We start from the raw sequence: 15,743 nt of genomic DNA on the forward strand, positions 1-15,743 counted from the left end.
AGGCAGTCGGACTGCCGTTCCCACGGGTTCCCGGCGCGCTGGAGGAAAGTGATGGAGAGCCAAGTGGCGGACGAAGAAGGGGCCGCGATGCGCGCACCGAACGAACAGGCATGCAAAGAGAAGGAGTTGACCGAACGGGTCTCGGCCTTCGTCCGCACGCACGTCATGCCCCACGAGCCCGTCCTCGACGCGGGCGGACCCGCCGCGGCAGCGGCCCTGCGGAAGCTCCAGGCCGGGGCGAAGGAGGCGGGCCTCTGGGCCCTCCCGCTCCCCGAGGAACTGGGCGGCCAAGGCCTCGATCTGGCGCGCTACGCACGCCTCGCCGAGGCCGAGGGGGCCAGCGACCACGGACCGGCGGCGCTGGGATCGGCGCCGCTGCTGGACGCGACGATGCTGTGGCGGCACGGCGCCGACCGGGTGCGCACCCTGTACCCGCACCGGCTGACGTCCGGCGAACTGCGCGCCTGCTACGCCATGACCGACCCGGAAACCCCGGGCACCGACCCGTACCTCACCGCCACGCGCGCGGTGGAACGGGCGGACGGCGGCTGGACCGTCAGCGGCCGCAAGTGGTTCACCTCGCACGCCGCCGAAGCCGATCTGGTCACCGTCCTGGCCCGCACCGACGGGCAGCCGGGAGACCGTACGGGGCTGTCCCTGCTCGTCGTTCCCACCTCGGCGCCGGGCTTCCGGGTGGTACGGGAGCTACCGGTGCTGGGCGGGGCCGGCCAGTGGGAGATCGAGTTCGACCGGGTGCACGTGGACGCCGACCACCTCCTCGGCGAACGCGGCCGGGCCCTCGCCATCGCCGCGGAACGGCTCCAACTGGGCCGCACCCTGCGCTGTCTGCGCTGGCTCGGCCAGGCACAGCGCGCGTTCGACCTCATGTGCGAGCGCGTGAACTCCCGTACCGGGTCGCGCGGTCCGCTCGGCAGCCACCAGCTGGTGCAGAGCCACGTCTTCGAGTCGCTCCTGGCGCTGCGCACCACCCGGCCGCTCGTCCACGAGGCGGTGGCCGCGATCGGCGCCGGGCGGGACGCGCACGTGGAGGTGGGCCTGGCCAAGGTGGCGGCCGCCCGCATGCTCCAGCAGGTGACGGACGCGGCCATCCAGATCCACGGCGCGGCCGGCCTGGGCCCCGACACCCCTCTCCCCGCCCTCTACCGCACGGGCCGCACGGCCCGCATCCTGGACGGCCCGGACGAACTGCACATCACGGGGGTGGCACGGAGGGTGTTGAGGGGATACGGGACGTAGGCGTCACATGAAGGGGGCCGCCACCATGAACACTCCCATGGCGAGGAACCCGAGCGAGAAGAGCGAGCCGAAGAAGTACATCAGCAGCACCTCGGGGAGAGGCCGTCTGGCGATGTTGTCCGTGGGCCGACGCGGGTCGTAGACGACCTGGATGGTTGCCGCCGAGCGTCCGAACATGGGTTGATGGGTGTGCTCGTTGCCGTCGACGTCGGTGAACCGGTAGGAGCTGAGCTTCACGCCGTTCACGTGGTAGGCCGCGGAGGCGAGGACGGTGATGCCACGCCGGGCGAGAACCACCCGGTCTTTCGTCTTCCACAGAACGACAACGGTGCAGGGCAGGCCCACGCCCAGGGGAACCACCGCGAAGAGCACGAGGGGCCAGCTCTCCGGATCCGGGGCGGAGTGGCCCACCCAGACGACGAAGCCGAGGTAGCCGGCCACGAACACCAGGATCCCCACCCACACCTGCCAGGCCTTGATCACGGAGGGCTCCGTCTCCGTGATGACCAGGGAACTGCCCGCCGGGTTCCGTTCCGCGGGCAGGGCTTCGTCGAGAGCGATGCGGAACGCCTCGGTGGCTGTCGCGTTGCCGCCGTCGAGCCGGTGCACGGCTCCATCGGTCAGGACCACGCGCAGGACCGTGTCGCCGCCCGCGCGGACTTCCTGAACGGCTTCGAGGGGGATCTCCGTGCGCTGCCGGCCCTGCTTGATGACCAGGCGGTCGGGGCCGAGGGTCGCGGAGGAGTTCCCCTTGCTGAGGACTTGGGAAGAGGCCATGCCCTGATCGACCCCCGGCCCGGCCGTTGGGTTGCACGCACGACGATCACGAATGCGTCTCCGTGTGCGTGTCTTGTCCTTCAGACGGCGCGGAGGTCCGCGAGCCCGGCCAGTCCGGCCAGTCCGGCCAGCCCCAGCGCCAAGAAGAAGTCGCCCCACACCAGTTGGTGTCGGACGGCGAGTGCCTTGTTCGCGTCGTAGCAACCGTTCAGCAGTCGGCCCCGGACGACATGACGGTCGACCAGGTGCTCCAGGATCTCCTCCGCGCGGCGCGCGTACGCCTCGGCACGGGGACCGGGGAGCAGGGACAGCTTCAGCAGCGCTACGGCCGTAATGGCGGCGGCCGAGGTGTCCACGGGCCCGTCCGGCCGGGCCGCGTCCGCAGCCGGTACGAAAGGCACACCCGGCCCCGTCCACGCGTCGGCGAGCCGCTCCGCCAGCACCCGCGGATCCCCCGGCAGGCACGCGGCGACGGCGGGCCGGTGCAGTACGTCGGCCAGCGCGAGCAGCAGCCAGCCCGGTCCCCGGCTCCAGCCCGGAGCCGGCTCCGCACACGCCAGCCAGCCCGCCTGCCCCTCGTGGGACCAGGCCGGTACGAGGTCACGGGCCCGGCAGGCCTCCGTCCCGGAGCCGGGGAGGCACAGGGCTAGGTGCTGCTGGAGGTGCGAGGCTGCGGCCGCCGGGCCGGCCAGGGCGAGCAGCGGGACCGTGCCCGGCAGCCCGTCCACCCGGGCCAGCAGCCGGGGCCCCCCGAACGCCGATCCCCAGGGCAGCAGCCCCAGTTCCCCGTCCACCGCGGCCGAACAGGCCTCCGCCGCCCGCGCACGCAGCTCCTGCGCCCCGGCATCCTCGACGGCCAGGGCGGTCCCGTACCAGAGGATCAGCCCGCGCGTGGAGGTGTCGGCGTCCGCCCAGCCGGCCAGCCGGGCGGTACAGGCGGAGGCGGCGGCCCGGTCGCCTGCGTCGCCCGTGCTGCGGGCCCTCAGCCACAACAACCCCGCCCAGCACCCACCGGCCCAGGAACCCCGGCCGGTCGTCGTCCACTCCCCCGTGTCCGGGTCCGCGTACAGCGGGAACCGCCCCTCACCGACGGCGTCCGCGGTGCGGGCGACCTGCTCGAGCACCTCCGCCAACGCCCGCTCCGCCCACTCGGCCACCGGAACCGTCAATGCCCCCGCCTCCGTTCCCGCACCGCCCACGTCACCCCGACCGCGCACGCCGCGCCGAACTCGGCCGCCACCAGCAGCCAGCCCGTCCCGTAACGGCCGGCGTTCGCGAGGGGGCCGAAGAGGAGGGGGCCGACGGCGAAGCCGGTGAAGAAGCCTGCGGCCACGAGGGCGGATTCCTGCCCGGCCCGGCCGGGGGCACCGCGCTGCATGACCAGGACCATCGAGACGGCGTTGGCCGCCACCGCGAACACCCCGACGGCCACCGCCGCCACCCACACCAGCGGACCCGCGCTCGGCGCCGCGACCAGCAGGACGGCCGCCCCCACGGCGCCGGCCGCGAGGCCGCCCGGCAGCCACTCGGCCCGCCCCGGACGGGCCGCCTTGGACCAGCCGACCCGCCCGGCGATGCCCGCGACGCCGAGCACCGCGACCAGCGCACCCGCCGAGGTGGGACCCATGCCGAGCCGCTGCGCGCCGAAGAGGGCCACATACGTGTTGACCGAGGCGATCCCGCAGCCCAGGAACAGGGAGAACACCGCCAACCAGGCGATGGCACCCCGCGGGACGAGCGAGGCGCGGGGCCCGGCCGGGGCCGCCTGCGGGTCGGCGGGCAGGGCGCGCAGCGCCCACACCGCCGCCAGCGCGGCCGTGGCGGCGGCCGTCCACACCGCCCCGCGCCAGCCGACCCCGCCGGCCAGTGCCGTGAGCGGCAGCCCGGCGGCGAAGGCTCCCAGCTGGACGCCCGACTGCTTCATGCCGGTCACCGGCCCCCGGCGGCCGGGAGGCACCGCGGCGAGGATCGCCTTGTTGGTGGCGGGATTGGCCAGGGCCTGGGGCAGCCCGCCCAGGCCGACGGCAGCGAGCAGGAAGCCGGGGCCGGGCGCGGCACCGATCAGCGCGAGCGCCGCTGCGGACACCGACAGCAGGAGCACGAGGGAGCGGCGCGGCCCGATCCTGTCCACGAGCCTCCCGCCGAGCGGGGACAGCACGGCCGCCGTCCCGAACCCGACCGTGGTGGTCCAGCCGAGCACGGCGGGCGATACCCCCAACTCCCCGACCAGGCGCGGACCTAGCGCACCGAGCAGGAAGAGCTGGAGCATCGAGAAGGCCATGGCACCGGTGAGCAGGGCGGTGAGCCCGCCCTTCGGCCCCTCGACCGTCCCTGCCGCTCCTGCCGCTCCGGGCGCCTTCACCGCCCCGGCCCTCTCCGCCACCGCTCACCCACCCCGTTCCCGCCGCGCGCCCCGGGCCTCGGCGCTCGGCCCTCAGCGCTCGGCCCTACGTCCGGGACAGGAGTCGGACGCGTGAACGCCCCAGTTCCCAGGGCCTGTTGTGGCGTGCACCACACCACACCGGGACTCGGTTTCCGGCCGATGAGAAAACCTGATGCCCTCTGTCGTCCCCGCCTGGCCGGTGCAACGATGGCCCCGCCATGACACCCGGTCGATGTTGCCGAGCCGTACGGGCCGCGATGTTCGCGGCCACCTGCGTGCTGCTCTCGTCTCTCGGGCACATCCTCATGTCGGGGACCTCCGTCCCCTGGTGGGGGATGACCGCGGCGTTCGCCGGAACCTCGGCGACCGGCTGGATCCTCGCCGGGCGGGAGCGCGGCCTCGCCGCCGTCGTCTCCGCGACCGTCGGCACCCAAGCGGCCCTGCACGGCGGGTTCTCGCTCGCCCAGGCCGCCGCAGCCCGACCGCAGGGACCCGGCACCTCCTCAACCTCCTTAGCCTCGCTGGGCCGGCGCTGGACCCAGTACCTGCTCTGCGACGCCCCCTCCCTGCTCCGCCCGCAGGCAACTCCGCTGCCGGGCACCGGCGCCACCGTCCGAGACGTCATGCAGAACGACGTGCACGGGATGGCCGGGACCCACGGCATGCACGGCATGGCCGACAGCTCCGCGCCCATCGCGGCGGCCCTCCCGATACCCACCTGGCACGCGATGGGCTCCATGTCACCGACGGGCATGCTCGCGGGCCACCTCCTGGCCGCCCTGATCTGCGGCCTCTGGCTCGCACACGGCGAACGCGGCGCCTTCCGCGTCCTGCGCGCCGTCGCCACCCGCTTCCTCGTACCGCTGCGCCTGATCTTCCGGCTCCCCGCGCCCGCGCACCGGCCCCGCGTCCGCCGCGCCCGGAACCACCGGGTCCGTACGCCCCGCAGGCTGCTGCTCGCCGACGCCCTCACCTCACGGGGTCCACCTCACGGGATCGCTGTCGTCTGACAGCCGGCTCCCCGACGCGCCACGGGCGGATCGCCCGTACCCGTACCGCGCCTCGGGCATCGGTCATGCCGTCCGGCAGGCCGTACCACCCGTTCCCCGGCCTCACGATGCCGCGCTCCAGGGTTTCCGGGCGCACTCGGGTCACTGCCGGCACCCCTGGCACTCCTGTCACCGCCGGCACTCCTGGCACCGAAGGCACAGCGCTGCCCGCGCTCCCGTGACCGCCGCGGCCCCCTCGCCGCGGCATCGAATCCGGCCGGATTCCCCCGAAGGAGACCAGTCGATGACCACTGCCCTGCTCACGCGCCCGGCCACCGCCCCCGCCACTCTCCCCACCCCCGCCCCCACCCGCCGCGCCGCCGGCCCCGACGAGGCCGTCACGCTCCTCGCGCTGGCCGCCCGCGACGGCGATCCCGTCGCGGTGGACCAGTTCGTACGCGCCCTGCACCGCGACGTACGCCGCTACGTCGCCTACCTCAGCGCGGACCCGCAGTCCGCCGAGGACCTGACCCAGGAGACCTTCCTGCGCGCCCTCGGCAGCCTCCACCGCTTCGAGGGCCGCTCCTCCGCCCGTACCTGGCTGCTCTCCATCGCGCGGCGCACCGTGGTGGACAGCCTGCGCCACAAGGCGGCCCGCCCCAAGATCGCCGACAGAGACGACTGGCAGACCGCGGCCGAGCAGAGCCAGCCCCGCGACGTGCCCGGCTTCGAGGACGGTGTCGCGCTCGCGGAGCTCCTGGCGGCGATCCCCGCCGAGCGCCGCGAGGTCTTCGTCCTCACCCAGCTCATGGGCCTCCCGTACGCGGAGGCGGCGCTCATGCTCGGCTGCCCGATAGGCACGGTCCGCTCCCGCGTGGCCCGGGCCCGCTCCTCCCTGATCGACCTGCTGGAGGACACGGACCCCGCCGCGGCCTGACCCGGAACGCCCGAACGGGGACCCGCCCGCGAGATCGCGGTCGGGCCCCCGTTCGGCGGGCGGGAAAGGCTAGGGAGGACAGGAGGGCGGCCCTCAGGCCAGGAGCTTCTCCTTGGCCTTGTCGAACTCCTGCTGGGTCAGGTGGCCCTGCTCCTTGAGGGAGGACAGCTTCGCGAGTTCCTCGGCCGGACTGCTGCGGGGGCCCGCGGCCTTCTGGACGTAGTCCTGGAAGGCCTTCTCGTTCGCCTGCGCCTGCTTCACGTCGCGCTGGCTCATGCTCTTGCCGCGGACGATCAGGTAGACGAGGACGCCGATGTAGGGCAGCAGGAGGACCAGGATCAGCCAGCCCGCCTTGCCCCAGCCGTGCAGCTCGTGGTCCCTGAAGATGTCAGTGATCACCTTGAACAGCAGGAAGAACCACATGACCCACAGGAAGAGCCACAGCATGGTCCAGAACAGGTTGAGCAGTGGATAGTCGTCCACGCTTCACTCCGATCACATAAGGGACAGATCAATTCATACCGCCCGCTACGGTGATCCGCACGCGGAGTAGCCGGTCCGCCCTCGTCGCGGGACCATGAGCCCATGGAGGAGCGCCCCCTCACCGGGATCGGCCCCCCTGGCCGGATCGCCGCCCCCGGAGAGGGCATCGGCCACGACGAGCTGGCGCTCGCCGCGCGCAACCACGGGCTCCCGCTGGAGGCCATGCGGTACGAGGTCACCCCGGCCGGTCTGCACTACGTACTCGTGCACTACGACATCCCGGAGACGGCCCCCGACCCCGACACCTGGCGCCTCACCCTCCGCGGCCGCCTCGGCACCCCCCTGGAGCTGGGCCTGCGCGACCTCCGAGCCCTCCCCTCCGTGACCCACCGGGTCACCATGGAGTGCGCCGGAAACGGGCGCGCCCGGCTGTCCCCGCGGCCGGTCAGCCAGCCCTGGCTGGTGGAGGCGGTCGGGACGGCCGAGTGGACGGGAGTGCCGCTGCGCGCGGTGCTCGCGGAGGCCGGGGTGGCGCCGGACGCCGTGGAGGCGGTGTTCACGGGCGCCGACCACGGCGTGGAGCGGGGCGTCGAGCAGGACTACCGGCGCAGCCTGCCGCTGCCCGTCGGCGAGGACGTCCTGCTCGCCCACACGATGAACGGCGGGCCCCTGCCGCCGCAGCACGGGCATCCGCTCCGGCTGGTCGTACCGGGCTGGTACGGCATGGCCCACGTGAAGTGGCTGCGCGACATCGAGCTCGTCGACACCGCGTTCGGCGGATACCAGCAGGCCACGGCCTACCGGTACAAGCAGAGCGCCGAGGAACCGGGCGAGCCCGTCACCCGGATCGCCCCGCGCGCCCTGCTGATCCCGCCCGGATTCCCCGATTTCATGTCCCGCACCCGGGTCGTCCGCCCCGGTCCCGTGCGGCTCGCCGGGCGCGCCTGGTCGGGCTACGGGCCGGTCGTGCGCGTGGAGTTGAGCACCGACGGCGGAAACGGATGGGCCGACGCCGAGGTGCTGCCGCAGGGCGGCCACCCGTACGCCTGGCAGGGCTGGCACGCCGACTGGACGGCGCTTCCGGGCAGCCACACCCTCCTGGTCCGCGCCACGGACGCCTCGGGACGCACCCAGCCGCTCGAACAGCCGTGGAACCGCGGGGGCTTCGGCAACAACCAGGTCCAGGCCGTCTCCGTCGTGTGCCGCTGAACCCTGTCGGCCAACCCCTTGCCACACCCCTCCCCTTCCCTCGAAACTGACACATCGTCAGATCATTGCGAGGGAACGAGGAAGGGAACCGAGGATGCAGACCATCTGGCTCGGCGGGCCCGAATGGGTCGCCGTTCTGCGGATCGGGCTCGGGCTGTGGTGGCTGGAGAGCTGGCGGCACAAGGACAAGAAGGACTGGTTCGGCGGAGGCGGCATCCGCTGGGCGGCCGGCGTCGCCGAGAAGCACCGCTGGGGGTTCGTCACGCGCGGCTTCGACCTCGTCGTGAAGCCCTACCCGCGCTTCATGGCCTACCTCGTCGCCTACGCCGAACTGGCCCTGGGCCTCGGCCTCATCGTCGGGTTCCTGACCCCGATAGCCCTGCTCGCGGGGCTGCTGCTCAACCTGGTCTACCTGATCCTGATGATCCACGACTGGGGCGAGCAGGGGCAGAACCTGATGATGGCCCTGATCTCCGGGGTCGCCTTCTTCGCCATGGGCTGGCAGGTCTGGTCCCTGGACAACGCACTCGGGCTCTTCTAGACCGAACGGATCGACCTGATCTACCGGATCGACCCGATCGACGGCCTAGCCCCGCCGGTCGAGCGGGTTCGCCGCGATGCGCTCCTTCGCGCCGCTCGCCACGTAGGCCGCCGCCGCGCACTGCGGCTTGCGCGCGGCCTGGTCGCTGACCAGCGCGAAGAAGGCGTCGCCGAAGCCGAGGCGCGGGTACTCCGTGAGCAGCGCGGCCGTGAAGACGGGGTCGGCGTCGCCGACGCCGACCCCGGAGACGTCCGCGGTCGTACCGATCTGGAGCAGGTGGCTCTCCACGTCCTCGGCGGCCGTGACGTCCTCGCGCATGTGCCGCACGATGATCTCCTCGGCCCGCGCCCGCCGGGCCACCGGCCAGCCCAGCCCCGCCGTCAGCACGCGTGCGACGTGGCCGCCCGCCTCCTCGAAGGGCAGGGTGTGGCTGTCGAAGGGCGCGGTCAGCCCGAGATCGTGCACCAGCGCGCTGACGTAGAACAGTTCGCGGTCGTACGAGAGCCCGTGCCGGTCCGCGTACTCGGCCCCGAAGGCGTACGACCGGACGGAGTGGTTCAGCAGTGCCGCGTCCGTGTATTCGGAGGCGATCTCCAGTGCCGCGCGGGCCGACGGAGTGTCAAGGGTCCATGTCACGAAGCTCATGGCAGGTCAGCGTAGGCGGGGGCGGAAGTCCACCTCCGAGGGCCCCTCCTCCCCCGGCCAGGCCAGCAGCCGGGGCGGAGCCGCCGGGGTCTCGGCGAGCACGGTGCCGCGCGAGACGACGTAGCGGGGGCGGACCTGGCGGCGGACCGCCTCGGTGGGCGATTCGGCCGGCAGCAGCACGAAGGAGGCCGGGTTGCCCTGGCGGACCCCGTACTCCGAGGGCGAGAGGCCGAGGACGCGCGCCGCGCGCTCGGTCACCATCTCGAAGGCCACCGGGATCTCGTCCGCTCCCGTGAGCTGGGCGGCGTAGATCCCGACGAGGGCGGTCTGCAGCGGGTTGCCGGTGCCGAGCGCGTTCCAGGGGTCCATCACGTCGTCGTGGCCGAAGGCCACGTTCACCCCCGCCGCCAGCATCTCCTTGACCTGGGTGAGGCCGCGGCGCTTCGGGTACGTGTCGAAGCGGCCCTGGAGGTTCAGGTTGGCGAAGGGGTTCGAGACGAGGTTGATCCCGGAGCGCGACAGCAGGCGCTGGAGTTTGAAGCTGTACGCGCCGCCGTAGGAGCCCATCGCCGTCGTGTGCGAGGCGGTCACGTGCCCGCGCAGCCCCGAGCGCAGGGCGTGCGCGGCCAGTACCTCCACGAAACGGGACTGCTCGTCGTCGATCTCGTCGCAGTGCGCGTCCACCCGCAGTCCCTGCTCCTCGGCGAGCCGGAAGGCGACGGCCAGCGAGGCCACCCCGTCCTCCCGGGTGTCCTCGAAGTGCGGGATCGCTCCGACCACGTCGGCCCCGCGCCGGACGGCCTCGCGCAGCAGCTTCTCGCCGCCGGGGAAGGACACGATGCCCTCCTGCGGGAAGGCGACGATCTGCAGGGTCATCACGTCCCGGACCCGGTCGCGCACCTCCAGCAGCGCGTCGAGCGCCGTCAGCGCCGGGTCGGTGACATCGCAGTGGGTGCGCACGTGCAGGACGCCCTGCGCCGCCTGCCAGCGGAGCACCTCGGTGGCCCGCGCGATCACGTCCTCGCGGGTCAGGGTCTTCTTGCGCTCGCTCCAGCAGGCGATGCCCTCCCAGAGGGTCCCGGAGACGTTGGGGCGCGGGTCTCCGGCCGTCAGGGCCGTGTCGAGGTGGATGTGCGGCTCGACGAAGGGCGCGCTGAGCAGCCCGCCGTGCGCCTCGATCAGCACCCCCGTCGCCGGAGGCTCCTTCTGGTCGTCGTACGGGAGCACGCGCGCGATCCGCCCGTCCTCCGCGACCTCGACGTCGTGCAGGCCTTCGCCGTGCAGCAGCCGGGCGCCCCGGACGATCATCCGCATCGCGTCAGCCTACGGCTCGACCCGGCTCAACCCCGCTTGGCCTGAGCCTTCTGCTGCATGCCCCGGGTCTTCGCGGCCACCGACTGCACATCGCGGACGGCGGCCTTCGCGCGCGCCTCGGCCGCGGTGTTCTTCGCCATCGCACGCTCGGAGTCCTGGTGGGCGTGCTGCCCCTTGTGCGCCTTCTTCGCCATGACCGCCACTCCTCCGCGCAGCCTCGTACGCGGGACCGCGTACGCACACCACCCTGCGCCCGTTCGGCCCCGTCGGCATCTCGGGGGACGGGCCGCGGCCGATCCGGTTACATGGGGTGCATGACTGACGCCAGCGCCGACACCACCGCCACCACCGACCCCGTGCCCGACTGGGAGAAGCGCTTCCGGGCCCCGCGCGTGGGACTGCCCGAATGGGCCGAGGACGCACCCGACCGCTCGCTCTTCGTCTCCAACGCCACCGGGACCTACGAGCTCTACGCCTGGGACCGCGCCACCGGCGTCCAGCGGCAGGCCACCGACCGGCCCAACGGGACCACCGACGGCACCCTCTCCCCCGACGGCGAGTGGGTCTGGTGGTTCTCCGACACCGACGGCGACGAGTTCGGCACCTGGGTCCGCCAGCCCTTCGCGGGCGGCCCCGACGAGCCGGCCACCCCCGGGCTGGAGGCCTCCTACCCCGCCGGGCTGGCCATCGGGCGGGACGGGACGGCCGTCGTGGGGCGCTCCACCGACGAGGACGGGACCACGATCCACGTGGTCCGGCCCGACGGGACGCAGCCGGCCGTCGTCTACCGGCACCGCGAGTCGGCCGGCGTCGGCGACCTGTCCCGGGACGGGACCCTGCTCGCCGTCGAGCACACCGAGCACGGCGACGCGATGCACTCGGCCCTGCGGGTGATCACCCTGGACGGCGAAACGGTCGCCGAGCTGGACGACTCCGAGGGCGGCACCGAGGAGCTGGGCCTCATGGTGCTCGGCTTCGCGCCCGTCGCGGGAGACACCCGGCTGCTGGTCGGCCACCAGCGGCGCGGCCGGTGGGAGCCGATGGTGTGGGACGTGGCAGCGGGCACCGAGGAGGGGCTGGCCGTCGACCTCCCGGGCGACGTCGGCGCCGAGTGGTACCCCGACGGGTCCGCGCTGCTGATCGAGCACGGCTACGAGGCGCGCAGCGAGCTCTTCCGCTACGACCTGGCCGCACGGGAGCTCGTACGGCTGGACACGCCGCCGGGCACGGTGTCGGGTGCGACGGCGCGGCCCGACGGGTCGGTGGAGTACCAGTGGTCCTCCGCGGCCGAGCCCTCCGTCATCCGGTCGACCGCGGGCGGGGTCGTGCTCGACCCTCCCGGTTTCCGGCCGCCCGGCTCCGTGCCGGTCGAGGACGTGTGGGTCGAGGGCCCCGGCGGGCGGATCCACGCCCTCGCCCAGCGGCCCGTCGGCCACGGCGAGGGGCCCTTCCCCACCGTCTTCGAGATCCACGGCGGCCCCACCTGGCACGACAGCGACGCCTTCGCCGCGACCCCGGCGGCCTGGCTCGACCACGGTTTCGCGGTCGTCCGGGTCAACTACCGCGGTTCGACCGGCTACGGACGCGAGTGGACCGACGCCCTCAAGCACCGGGTCGGGCTGATCGAGCTGGAGGACGTCGAAGCCGTACGGGAATGGGCGGTGGGCTCCGGCCTCGCGGACCCGGCGCGCCTGGTGCTGTCCGGCGGCTCCTGGGGCGGCTACCTGACGCTGCTGGGCCTCGGCATGCACCCGGACGCCTGGGCGGTGGGGCTGGCGGCCGTACCGGTCGCCGACTACGTGACGGCGTACCACGACGAGATGGAGGCGCTGAAGTCTCTGGACCGCACCCTCTTCGGCGGTACCCCGGAGGAGGTCCCGGAACGCTTCGAGGCCTCCTCGCCGCTGACGTACGTGGACGCGGTGAAGGCGCCCGTGCACATCGCGGCGGGGCTCAACGACCCGCGCTGCCCCATCAAGCAGATCGAGAACTACGTGGACCGGCTGGCGGCGCGCGGGGCGGAGCACGAGGTGTACCGCTACGACGCCGGGCACGGCTCGCTCGTCGTGGAGGAGCGGATCAAGCAGGTCCGGATGGAGATCGACTTCGCGCTGAAGCACCTGCCGCGCTAGCCCCGGCAACGGCGATCCCGTGCGCCCCCCGTACGGTGGTGGGGTGCACCGGTTTCTCCTGACCCCGCGCTGGTGGGGGATCAACGTCTTCGTCGCGCTCGGCGTTCCCTTCTGCCTGTTCATGGGGACCTGGCAGCTCGGCCGGTTCGAGGACCGCGTCGACACCCACAAGGAGGCGACCAGCGCACGCCCCGCCGAACAGGGGGCCGCGCCGCTGGACTCGCTGCTCCCGGTGGACAAGCGCACGTCCGGACGGCTCGCCTCGGTCTCCGGGGAGTACGCCGACCAGCTGCTCGTCCCCGAGCGGCGGCTCGACGGGAAGTCCGGCTTCTACGTCCTGACCCTGCTCAAGACCGACACCGGCAAGGCCGTGCCCGTGGTCCGGGGCTGGCTGCCCGGAGCCGCCGACGCGGGCCGGGCCCCGGCCCCGCCGACCGGGCGGGTCGAGGTGACGGGGGCGCTCCAGGCCTCGGAGAACTCCACCAGCAAGGGCGTGTACTCCGCGGGCGGGCTGCCGGCCGGGCAGCTCGGCGTGATCGGGGCCGCCTCGCTCGTCAACATCGTGCCGTACGGCCTGTACGACGCCTGGCTGACCGTGCAGACGCCCGCCGACGGGATGACTCCGGTGCCGGCGCGGGCTCCGGCCAACACCGGGCTGGATCTGAAGGCCTTCCAGAACCTCGGCTACACCGGCGAGTGGTTCGTCTTCGCCGCGTTCGTGCTCTTCATGTGGTTCCGGCTGTACCGGCGCGAGGTGGAGACCCTGCGCGACACGGAGGCGGGCCTCCTCACCGAGACCCCGGCGGAGCAGGACCCGGCGGAGCCCGCCCCTGCCGGGGCCGGCTCCGCGTAACGTCCGTCCGTCTGTCCGTCCGGGTCTACTTGAGCGGGATGACGCCCGTCCGGTAGACGGTTCCGCCGCACGCATCCGCGATGGTCAGCTGCGTCGTCGGGCCGTCGGGACCGTCCGGATTGGGCGTGTGGGCCACCAGGGCACCGAGCGGCGGGAGCGCCGCCTGCCCCTGGCCCGTGTCGGTCCCCGAGGTGTCCCCGGAGCCACCCTCGGGCGGGTTGCCCCCGCCGCCGTTCGCGCTGGGGCAGCCGCCCTCCGGCGGCACCCACGCGAACCGGACCTCGTACTGCGCGTTCGGCGCGAGCACCAGCCGCAGGGTCTCCACCGACGGGTCGGGCAGCAGCCCGGTCGCCGCATCGCCCGTGACGTGGTTGACGACCGTCACCGGGGCACCGCCCTGGTACGCCGGGCCCGCCACCAGCGACTCCGGGCCGCGGACGGTACAGCTGCTCGACGACACGTTGGTGACCTTGAAGCTGCCGGCGACCTTGCCGCCGGACGACGGGGCCCGGGTACTGCCCGCCACGGAGATCTGGCTCTGGGCGCAGTTGGGCACGACCACGGAGGCGGGCGGCAGACCGCCGCCGACGGAGCCGGTGGTGCCGGGGATGGGCGAGGGGGCGCGGGGCGGGGTGACGTTCGGCCCGCCGATGCTCGGGTAGCCGCCGTCGGGCAGGGGCGGCAGGGTACTGGCGTCCCCGTCGTCCGTCTTGTCCTTGCCGTCCTTGTCCTTGTCCTTGCCGGAGGTCTTCTTGGGCTTCGGACGGGAGCCGGAGCCGTTCTGGTGCAGGCCGGACCCGTCCTTCGAGTCCCCGCCCTTCTGGCCGTGGCCCGCCATGGTGGAACGGTCGGAGCTTCCGCCCGTCCCGGAGGCCAGGAGCAGGCTCACCGGGATCCCTCCGCCCAGCACCACGACGGCCGCAGCGGCGGCGACGAGGATCCGCCGGTTGCGGACCCGGCGCGCGGGGACCGCGTACCGCAGCCGCTCCAGCGCGTTGCCGGAGGGTTCGATCCCGCCGACGACTCCGTGCAGCAGATCGCGCAGCACGTCCTCCTCGGCCACGGGCGCGGAGGCGGCGGGCTCGACGACGGCGGGCTTGACGAGGGCGAGCTTGGGGACGGCGGGCTCGGCGACGACGGGTTCGGCAGCGGACTCCTCGGCGCCGGCCTGCTCGGAACCGGCGGCCTCCGCCGTGTCGGGGGCCTCAGCCGTGTCCTGAGCCTCAGCCGTCTCGGGAGCCTCAGCAGCGCTCGCCGTGTCCGGCGTGCTCGCCTTGCCGAGCACGAGCGCCCGCAGGGCCTCCGGGCCGCCGGAGGCGGACGCGCCGGACAGGCCGGGCAGCTCCCGGGCCTGGTCCTGGGCCTGGGCCTCGTTCTTCTTCCGGTCCTCACTCATGACTGCGCAGCCTCCATCGCCACCCGCAGCGCGGCAATGCCCCGCGATCCGTACGCCTTGACCGACCCGAGCGATATGCCGAGGGTCTCGGCGACCTGAGCTTCCGTCATGTCAGAGAAGTAGCGCAGCGACAGCACTTCGCGCTGGCGTCGCTGGAGCCCGCGCATCGCTTTGATGAGATCGTCCCGTTCCAGCAGGTCGTACGCGCCTTCCTCGGCGCTCGCCATGTCCGGCATCGGCTTCGACAGAAGCTTCAGGCCGAGGATGCGGCGGCGCAGGGTGGAGCGCGAAAGGTTGACGACGGTCTGGCGCAGGTAGGCCAGGGTCTTGTCCCGGTCCCGGACCCTGTTGCGGGCCGAGTGGACGCGGATGAAGGCCTCCTGGACGACGTCCTCGCAGGAGGCGGTGTCGTCGAGGAGCAGCGCGGCGAGGCCCAGCAGCGAGCGGTAGTGGGCCTGGTAGGTCTCCGTGAGGTAGTCGACGGTGGTACCCGCGATCACCTCGACGACCTCGGCCACCTCGTGCGTGCTTGCGGTGCCCTCCGCGCTGCTGCGCGGTCCGGGCACACGGCCGTCCTCGGCCGGTCCGGACGGACGGACGGCGGGCGCAGCGGGCACCCCTGGCAGCAGGGGGGCTCCGGACGCCGTATCGGCGGGCGGAACGGGAACGATCACCGGGAACCCACCGGGCGTGCGTGAGCGCCGGCGCGACGGGATCGGGATCGTCCCGGTGCGCGCCGGTACGACGGGGAGTTCGAGCAATGCTTCTGCCACGCCAGTTGGACTCGCATCCCCCCGTGAAGGTTGTACGCGCACGGCAGATTCATC

The 15,743-nt window shown here is 73.4% G+C and carries 16 protein-coding genes; 7 read left to right on the top strand and 9 right to left on the bottom strand.

What is annotated here, in order from left to right:
- The first annotated feature begins 87 nt into the window (after positions 1 to 87).
- Positions 88 to 1,257 carry an acyl-CoA dehydrogenase family protein gene (locus tag ACE1OC_RS18855; RefSeq protein WP_407841605.1) on the top strand — a complete coding sequence of 390 codons (1,170 nt, stop codon included), beginning with the start codon at positions 88 to 90 and terminating at the stop codon, positions 1,255 to 1,257.
- Between the two features lie 3 nt (positions 1,258 to 1,260).
- Here ACE1OC_RS18855 and ACE1OC_RS18860 read toward each other — a convergent pair whose 3' ends face one another.
- The 3 genes from ACE1OC_RS18860 to ACE1OC_RS18870 all read right to left on the bottom strand — a co-directional run bounded on the left by ACE1OC_RS18860 (position 1,261) and on the right by ACE1OC_RS18870 (position 4,315).
- Complete coding sequence (locus ACE1OC_RS18860) at positions 1,261 to 2,034, bottom strand: hypothetical protein (RefSeq protein ID WP_407837981.1); 774 nt, start codon at positions 2,032 to 2,034, stop codon at positions 1,261 to 1,263.
- 80 nt (positions 2,035 to 2,114) lie between these two features.
- A complete protein-coding gene (locus tag ACE1OC_RS18865; RefSeq protein ID WP_407837982.1) occupies positions 2,115 to 3,203 on the bottom strand; it encodes a sugar ABC transporter permease in 1,089 nt (362 codons plus the stop codon).
- Entirely contained in the window at positions 3,200 to 4,315 is a 1,116-nt protein-coding gene (locus tag ACE1OC_RS18870; protein WP_407841606.1) for an MFS transporter, read from the bottom strand. Before ACE1OC_RS18870 ends, ACE1OC_RS18865 begins: the two co-directional genes overlap by 4 nt.
- Before the next feature lie 320 nt (positions 4,316 to 4,635).
- On the opposite strand from ACE1OC_RS18870, the gene ACE1OC_RS18875 reads away from it, so the two are divergent.
- Both ACE1OC_RS18875 and ACE1OC_RS18880 read left to right on the top strand, forming a co-directional pair.
- Positions 4,636 to 5,427: a hypothetical protein gene (locus tag ACE1OC_RS18875; protein WP_407837983.1), complete on the top strand. Its 792-nt coding sequence runs from the start codon at positions 4,636 to 4,638 to the stop codon at positions 5,425 to 5,427.
- 283 nt (positions 5,428 to 5,710) lie between these two features.
- Entirely contained in the window at positions 5,711 to 6,343 is a 633-nt protein-coding gene (locus ACE1OC_RS18880; protein WP_407837984.1) for a sigma-70 family RNA polymerase sigma factor, read from the top strand.
- 93 nt (positions 6,344 to 6,436) lie between these two features.
- Here ACE1OC_RS18880 and ACE1OC_RS18885 read toward each other — a convergent pair whose 3' ends face one another.
- Positions 6,437 to 6,826: an SHOCT domain-containing protein gene (locus ACE1OC_RS18885; RefSeq protein WP_266956366.1), complete on the bottom strand. Its 390-nt coding sequence runs from the start codon at positions 6,824 to 6,826 to the stop codon at positions 6,437 to 6,439.
- A gap of 102 nt (positions 6,827 to 6,928) precedes the next feature.
- On the opposite strand from ACE1OC_RS18885, the gene ACE1OC_RS18890 reads away from it, so the two are divergent.
- Together ACE1OC_RS18890 and ACE1OC_RS18895 are read left to right on the top strand one after the other, a co-directional pair.
- Positions 6,929 to 8,035, top strand: a complete 1,107-nt coding sequence (locus ACE1OC_RS18890) for a sulfite oxidase (RefSeq protein WP_407837985.1) — start codon at positions 6,929 to 6,931, stop codon at positions 8,033 to 8,035.
- A gap of 94 nt (positions 8,036 to 8,129) precedes the next feature.
- Entirely contained in the window at positions 8,130 to 8,576 is a 447-nt protein-coding gene (locus tag ACE1OC_RS18895) for a DoxX family membrane protein (RefSeq protein WP_274548779.1), read from the top strand.
- A gap of 45 nt (positions 8,577 to 8,621) precedes the next feature.
- Here the strand turns inward: ACE1OC_RS18895 and ACE1OC_RS18900 are convergent, their stop codons facing one another.
- The 3 genes from ACE1OC_RS18900 to ACE1OC_RS18910 are packed head-to-tail and all read right to left on the bottom strand — an operon-like array spanning position 8,622 to position 10,729.
- Positions 8,622 to 9,221 (bottom strand): HD domain-containing protein, encoded by a 600-nt coding sequence (locus ACE1OC_RS18900; RefSeq protein ID WP_407837986.1) that lies wholly within the window; start codon positions 9,219 to 9,221, stop codon positions 8,622 to 8,624.
- A 6-nt stretch (positions 9,222 to 9,227) separates the two neighbouring features.
- Positions 9,228 to 10,535: a cytosine deaminase gene (gene codA, locus ACE1OC_RS18905; protein ID WP_407837987.1), complete on the bottom strand. Its 1,308-nt coding sequence runs from the start codon at positions 10,533 to 10,535 to the stop codon at positions 9,228 to 9,230.
- A 26-nt stretch (positions 10,536 to 10,561) separates the two neighbouring features.
- On the bottom strand, positions 10,562 to 10,729 hold the full coding sequence (locus ACE1OC_RS18910; protein WP_250744890.1) for a hypothetical protein: 168 nt from the start codon (positions 10,727 to 10,729) through the stop codon (positions 10,562 to 10,564).
- A gap of 120 nt (positions 10,730 to 10,849) precedes the next feature.
- Here ACE1OC_RS18910 and ACE1OC_RS18915 point away from each other — a divergent pair, with 120 nt between their 5' ends.
- Positions 10,850 to 12,667 (top strand): prolyl oligopeptidase family serine peptidase, encoded by a 1,818-nt coding sequence (locus ACE1OC_RS18915; protein ID WP_407837988.1) that lies wholly within the window; start codon positions 10,850 to 10,852, stop codon positions 12,665 to 12,667.
- A 43-nt stretch (positions 12,668 to 12,710) separates the two neighbouring features.
- Positions 12,711 to 13,520 carry an SURF1 family protein gene (locus ACE1OC_RS18920; protein WP_407837989.1) on the top strand — a complete coding sequence of 270 codons (810 nt, stop codon included), beginning with the start codon at positions 12,711 to 12,713 and terminating at the stop codon, positions 13,518 to 13,520.
- Between the two features lie 25 nt (positions 13,521 to 13,545).
- Here ACE1OC_RS18920 and ACE1OC_RS18925 read toward each other — a convergent pair whose 3' ends face one another.
- The gene (locus ACE1OC_RS18925) at positions 13,546 to 14,916 is read right to left on the bottom strand and encodes a hypothetical protein (protein ID WP_407837990.1); all 1,371 of its coding nucleotides are present in this window, start codon (positions 14,914 to 14,916) and stop codon (positions 13,546 to 13,548) included.
- The gene (locus ACE1OC_RS18930) at positions 14,913 to 15,482 is read right to left on the bottom strand and encodes a SigE family RNA polymerase sigma factor (RefSeq protein ID WP_407837991.1); all 570 of its coding nucleotides are present in this window, start codon (positions 15,480 to 15,482) and stop codon (positions 14,913 to 14,915) included. Before ACE1OC_RS18930 ends, ACE1OC_RS18925 begins: the two co-directional genes overlap by 4 nt.
- Between the last annotated feature and the right edge of the window lie 261 nt (positions 15,483 to 15,743).

Source organism: Streptomyces stoeckheimensis (assembly GCF_045822005.1).
Lineage (GTDB): Bacteria > Actinomycetota > Actinomycetes > Streptomycetales > Streptomycetaceae > Streptomyces > Streptomyces stoeckheimensis.

Excerpts from the sequence above, each read along its gene's own strand:
- ACE1OC_RS18855 (WP_407841605.1), top strand. The coding sequence starts at position 88 with ATGCGCGCACCGAACGAACAGGCATGCAAAGAGAAGGAGTTGACCGAA.
- ACE1OC_RS18860 (WP_407837981.1), bottom strand. The coding sequence starts at position 2,034 with ATGGCCTCTTCCCAAGTCCTCAGCAAGGGGAACTCCTCCGCGACCCTC.
- ACE1OC_RS18870 (WP_407841606.1), bottom strand. The coding sequence starts at position 4,315 with ATGGCCTTCTCGATGCTCCAGCTCTTCCTGCTCGGTGCGCTAGGTCCG.
- ACE1OC_RS18875 (WP_407837983.1), top strand. The coding sequence starts at position 4,636 with ATGACACCCGGTCGATGTTGCCGAGCCGTACGGGCCGCGATGTTCGCG.
- ACE1OC_RS18880 (WP_407837984.1), top strand. The coding sequence starts at position 5,711 with ATGACCACTGCCCTGCTCACGCGCCCGGCCACCGCCCCCGCCACTCTC.
- ACE1OC_RS18890 (WP_407837985.1), top strand. The coding sequence starts at position 6,929 with ATGGAGGAGCGCCCCCTCACCGGGATCGGCCCCCCTGGCCGGATCGCC.
- ACE1OC_RS18895 (WP_274548779.1), top strand. The coding sequence starts at position 8,130 with ATGCAGACCATCTGGCTCGGCGGGCCCGAATGGGTCGCCGTTCTGCGG.
- ACE1OC_RS18900 (WP_407837986.1), bottom strand. The coding sequence starts at position 9,221 with ATGAGCTTCGTGACATGGACCCTTGACACTCCGTCGGCCCGCGCGGCA.
- codA (WP_407837987.1), bottom strand. The coding sequence starts at position 10,535 with ATGCGGATGATCGTCCGGGGCGCCCGGCTGCTGCACGGCGAAGGCCTG.
- ACE1OC_RS18910 (WP_250744890.1), bottom strand. The coding sequence starts at position 10,729 with ATGGCGAAGAAGGCGCACAAGGGGCAGCACGCCCACCAGGACTCCGAG.
- ACE1OC_RS18915 (WP_407837988.1), top strand. The coding sequence starts at position 10,850 with ATGACTGACGCCAGCGCCGACACCACCGCCACCACCGACCCCGTGCCC.
- ACE1OC_RS18925 (WP_407837990.1), bottom strand. The coding sequence starts at position 14,916 with ATGAGTGAGGACCGGAAGAAGAACGAGGCCCAGGCCCAGGACCAGGCC.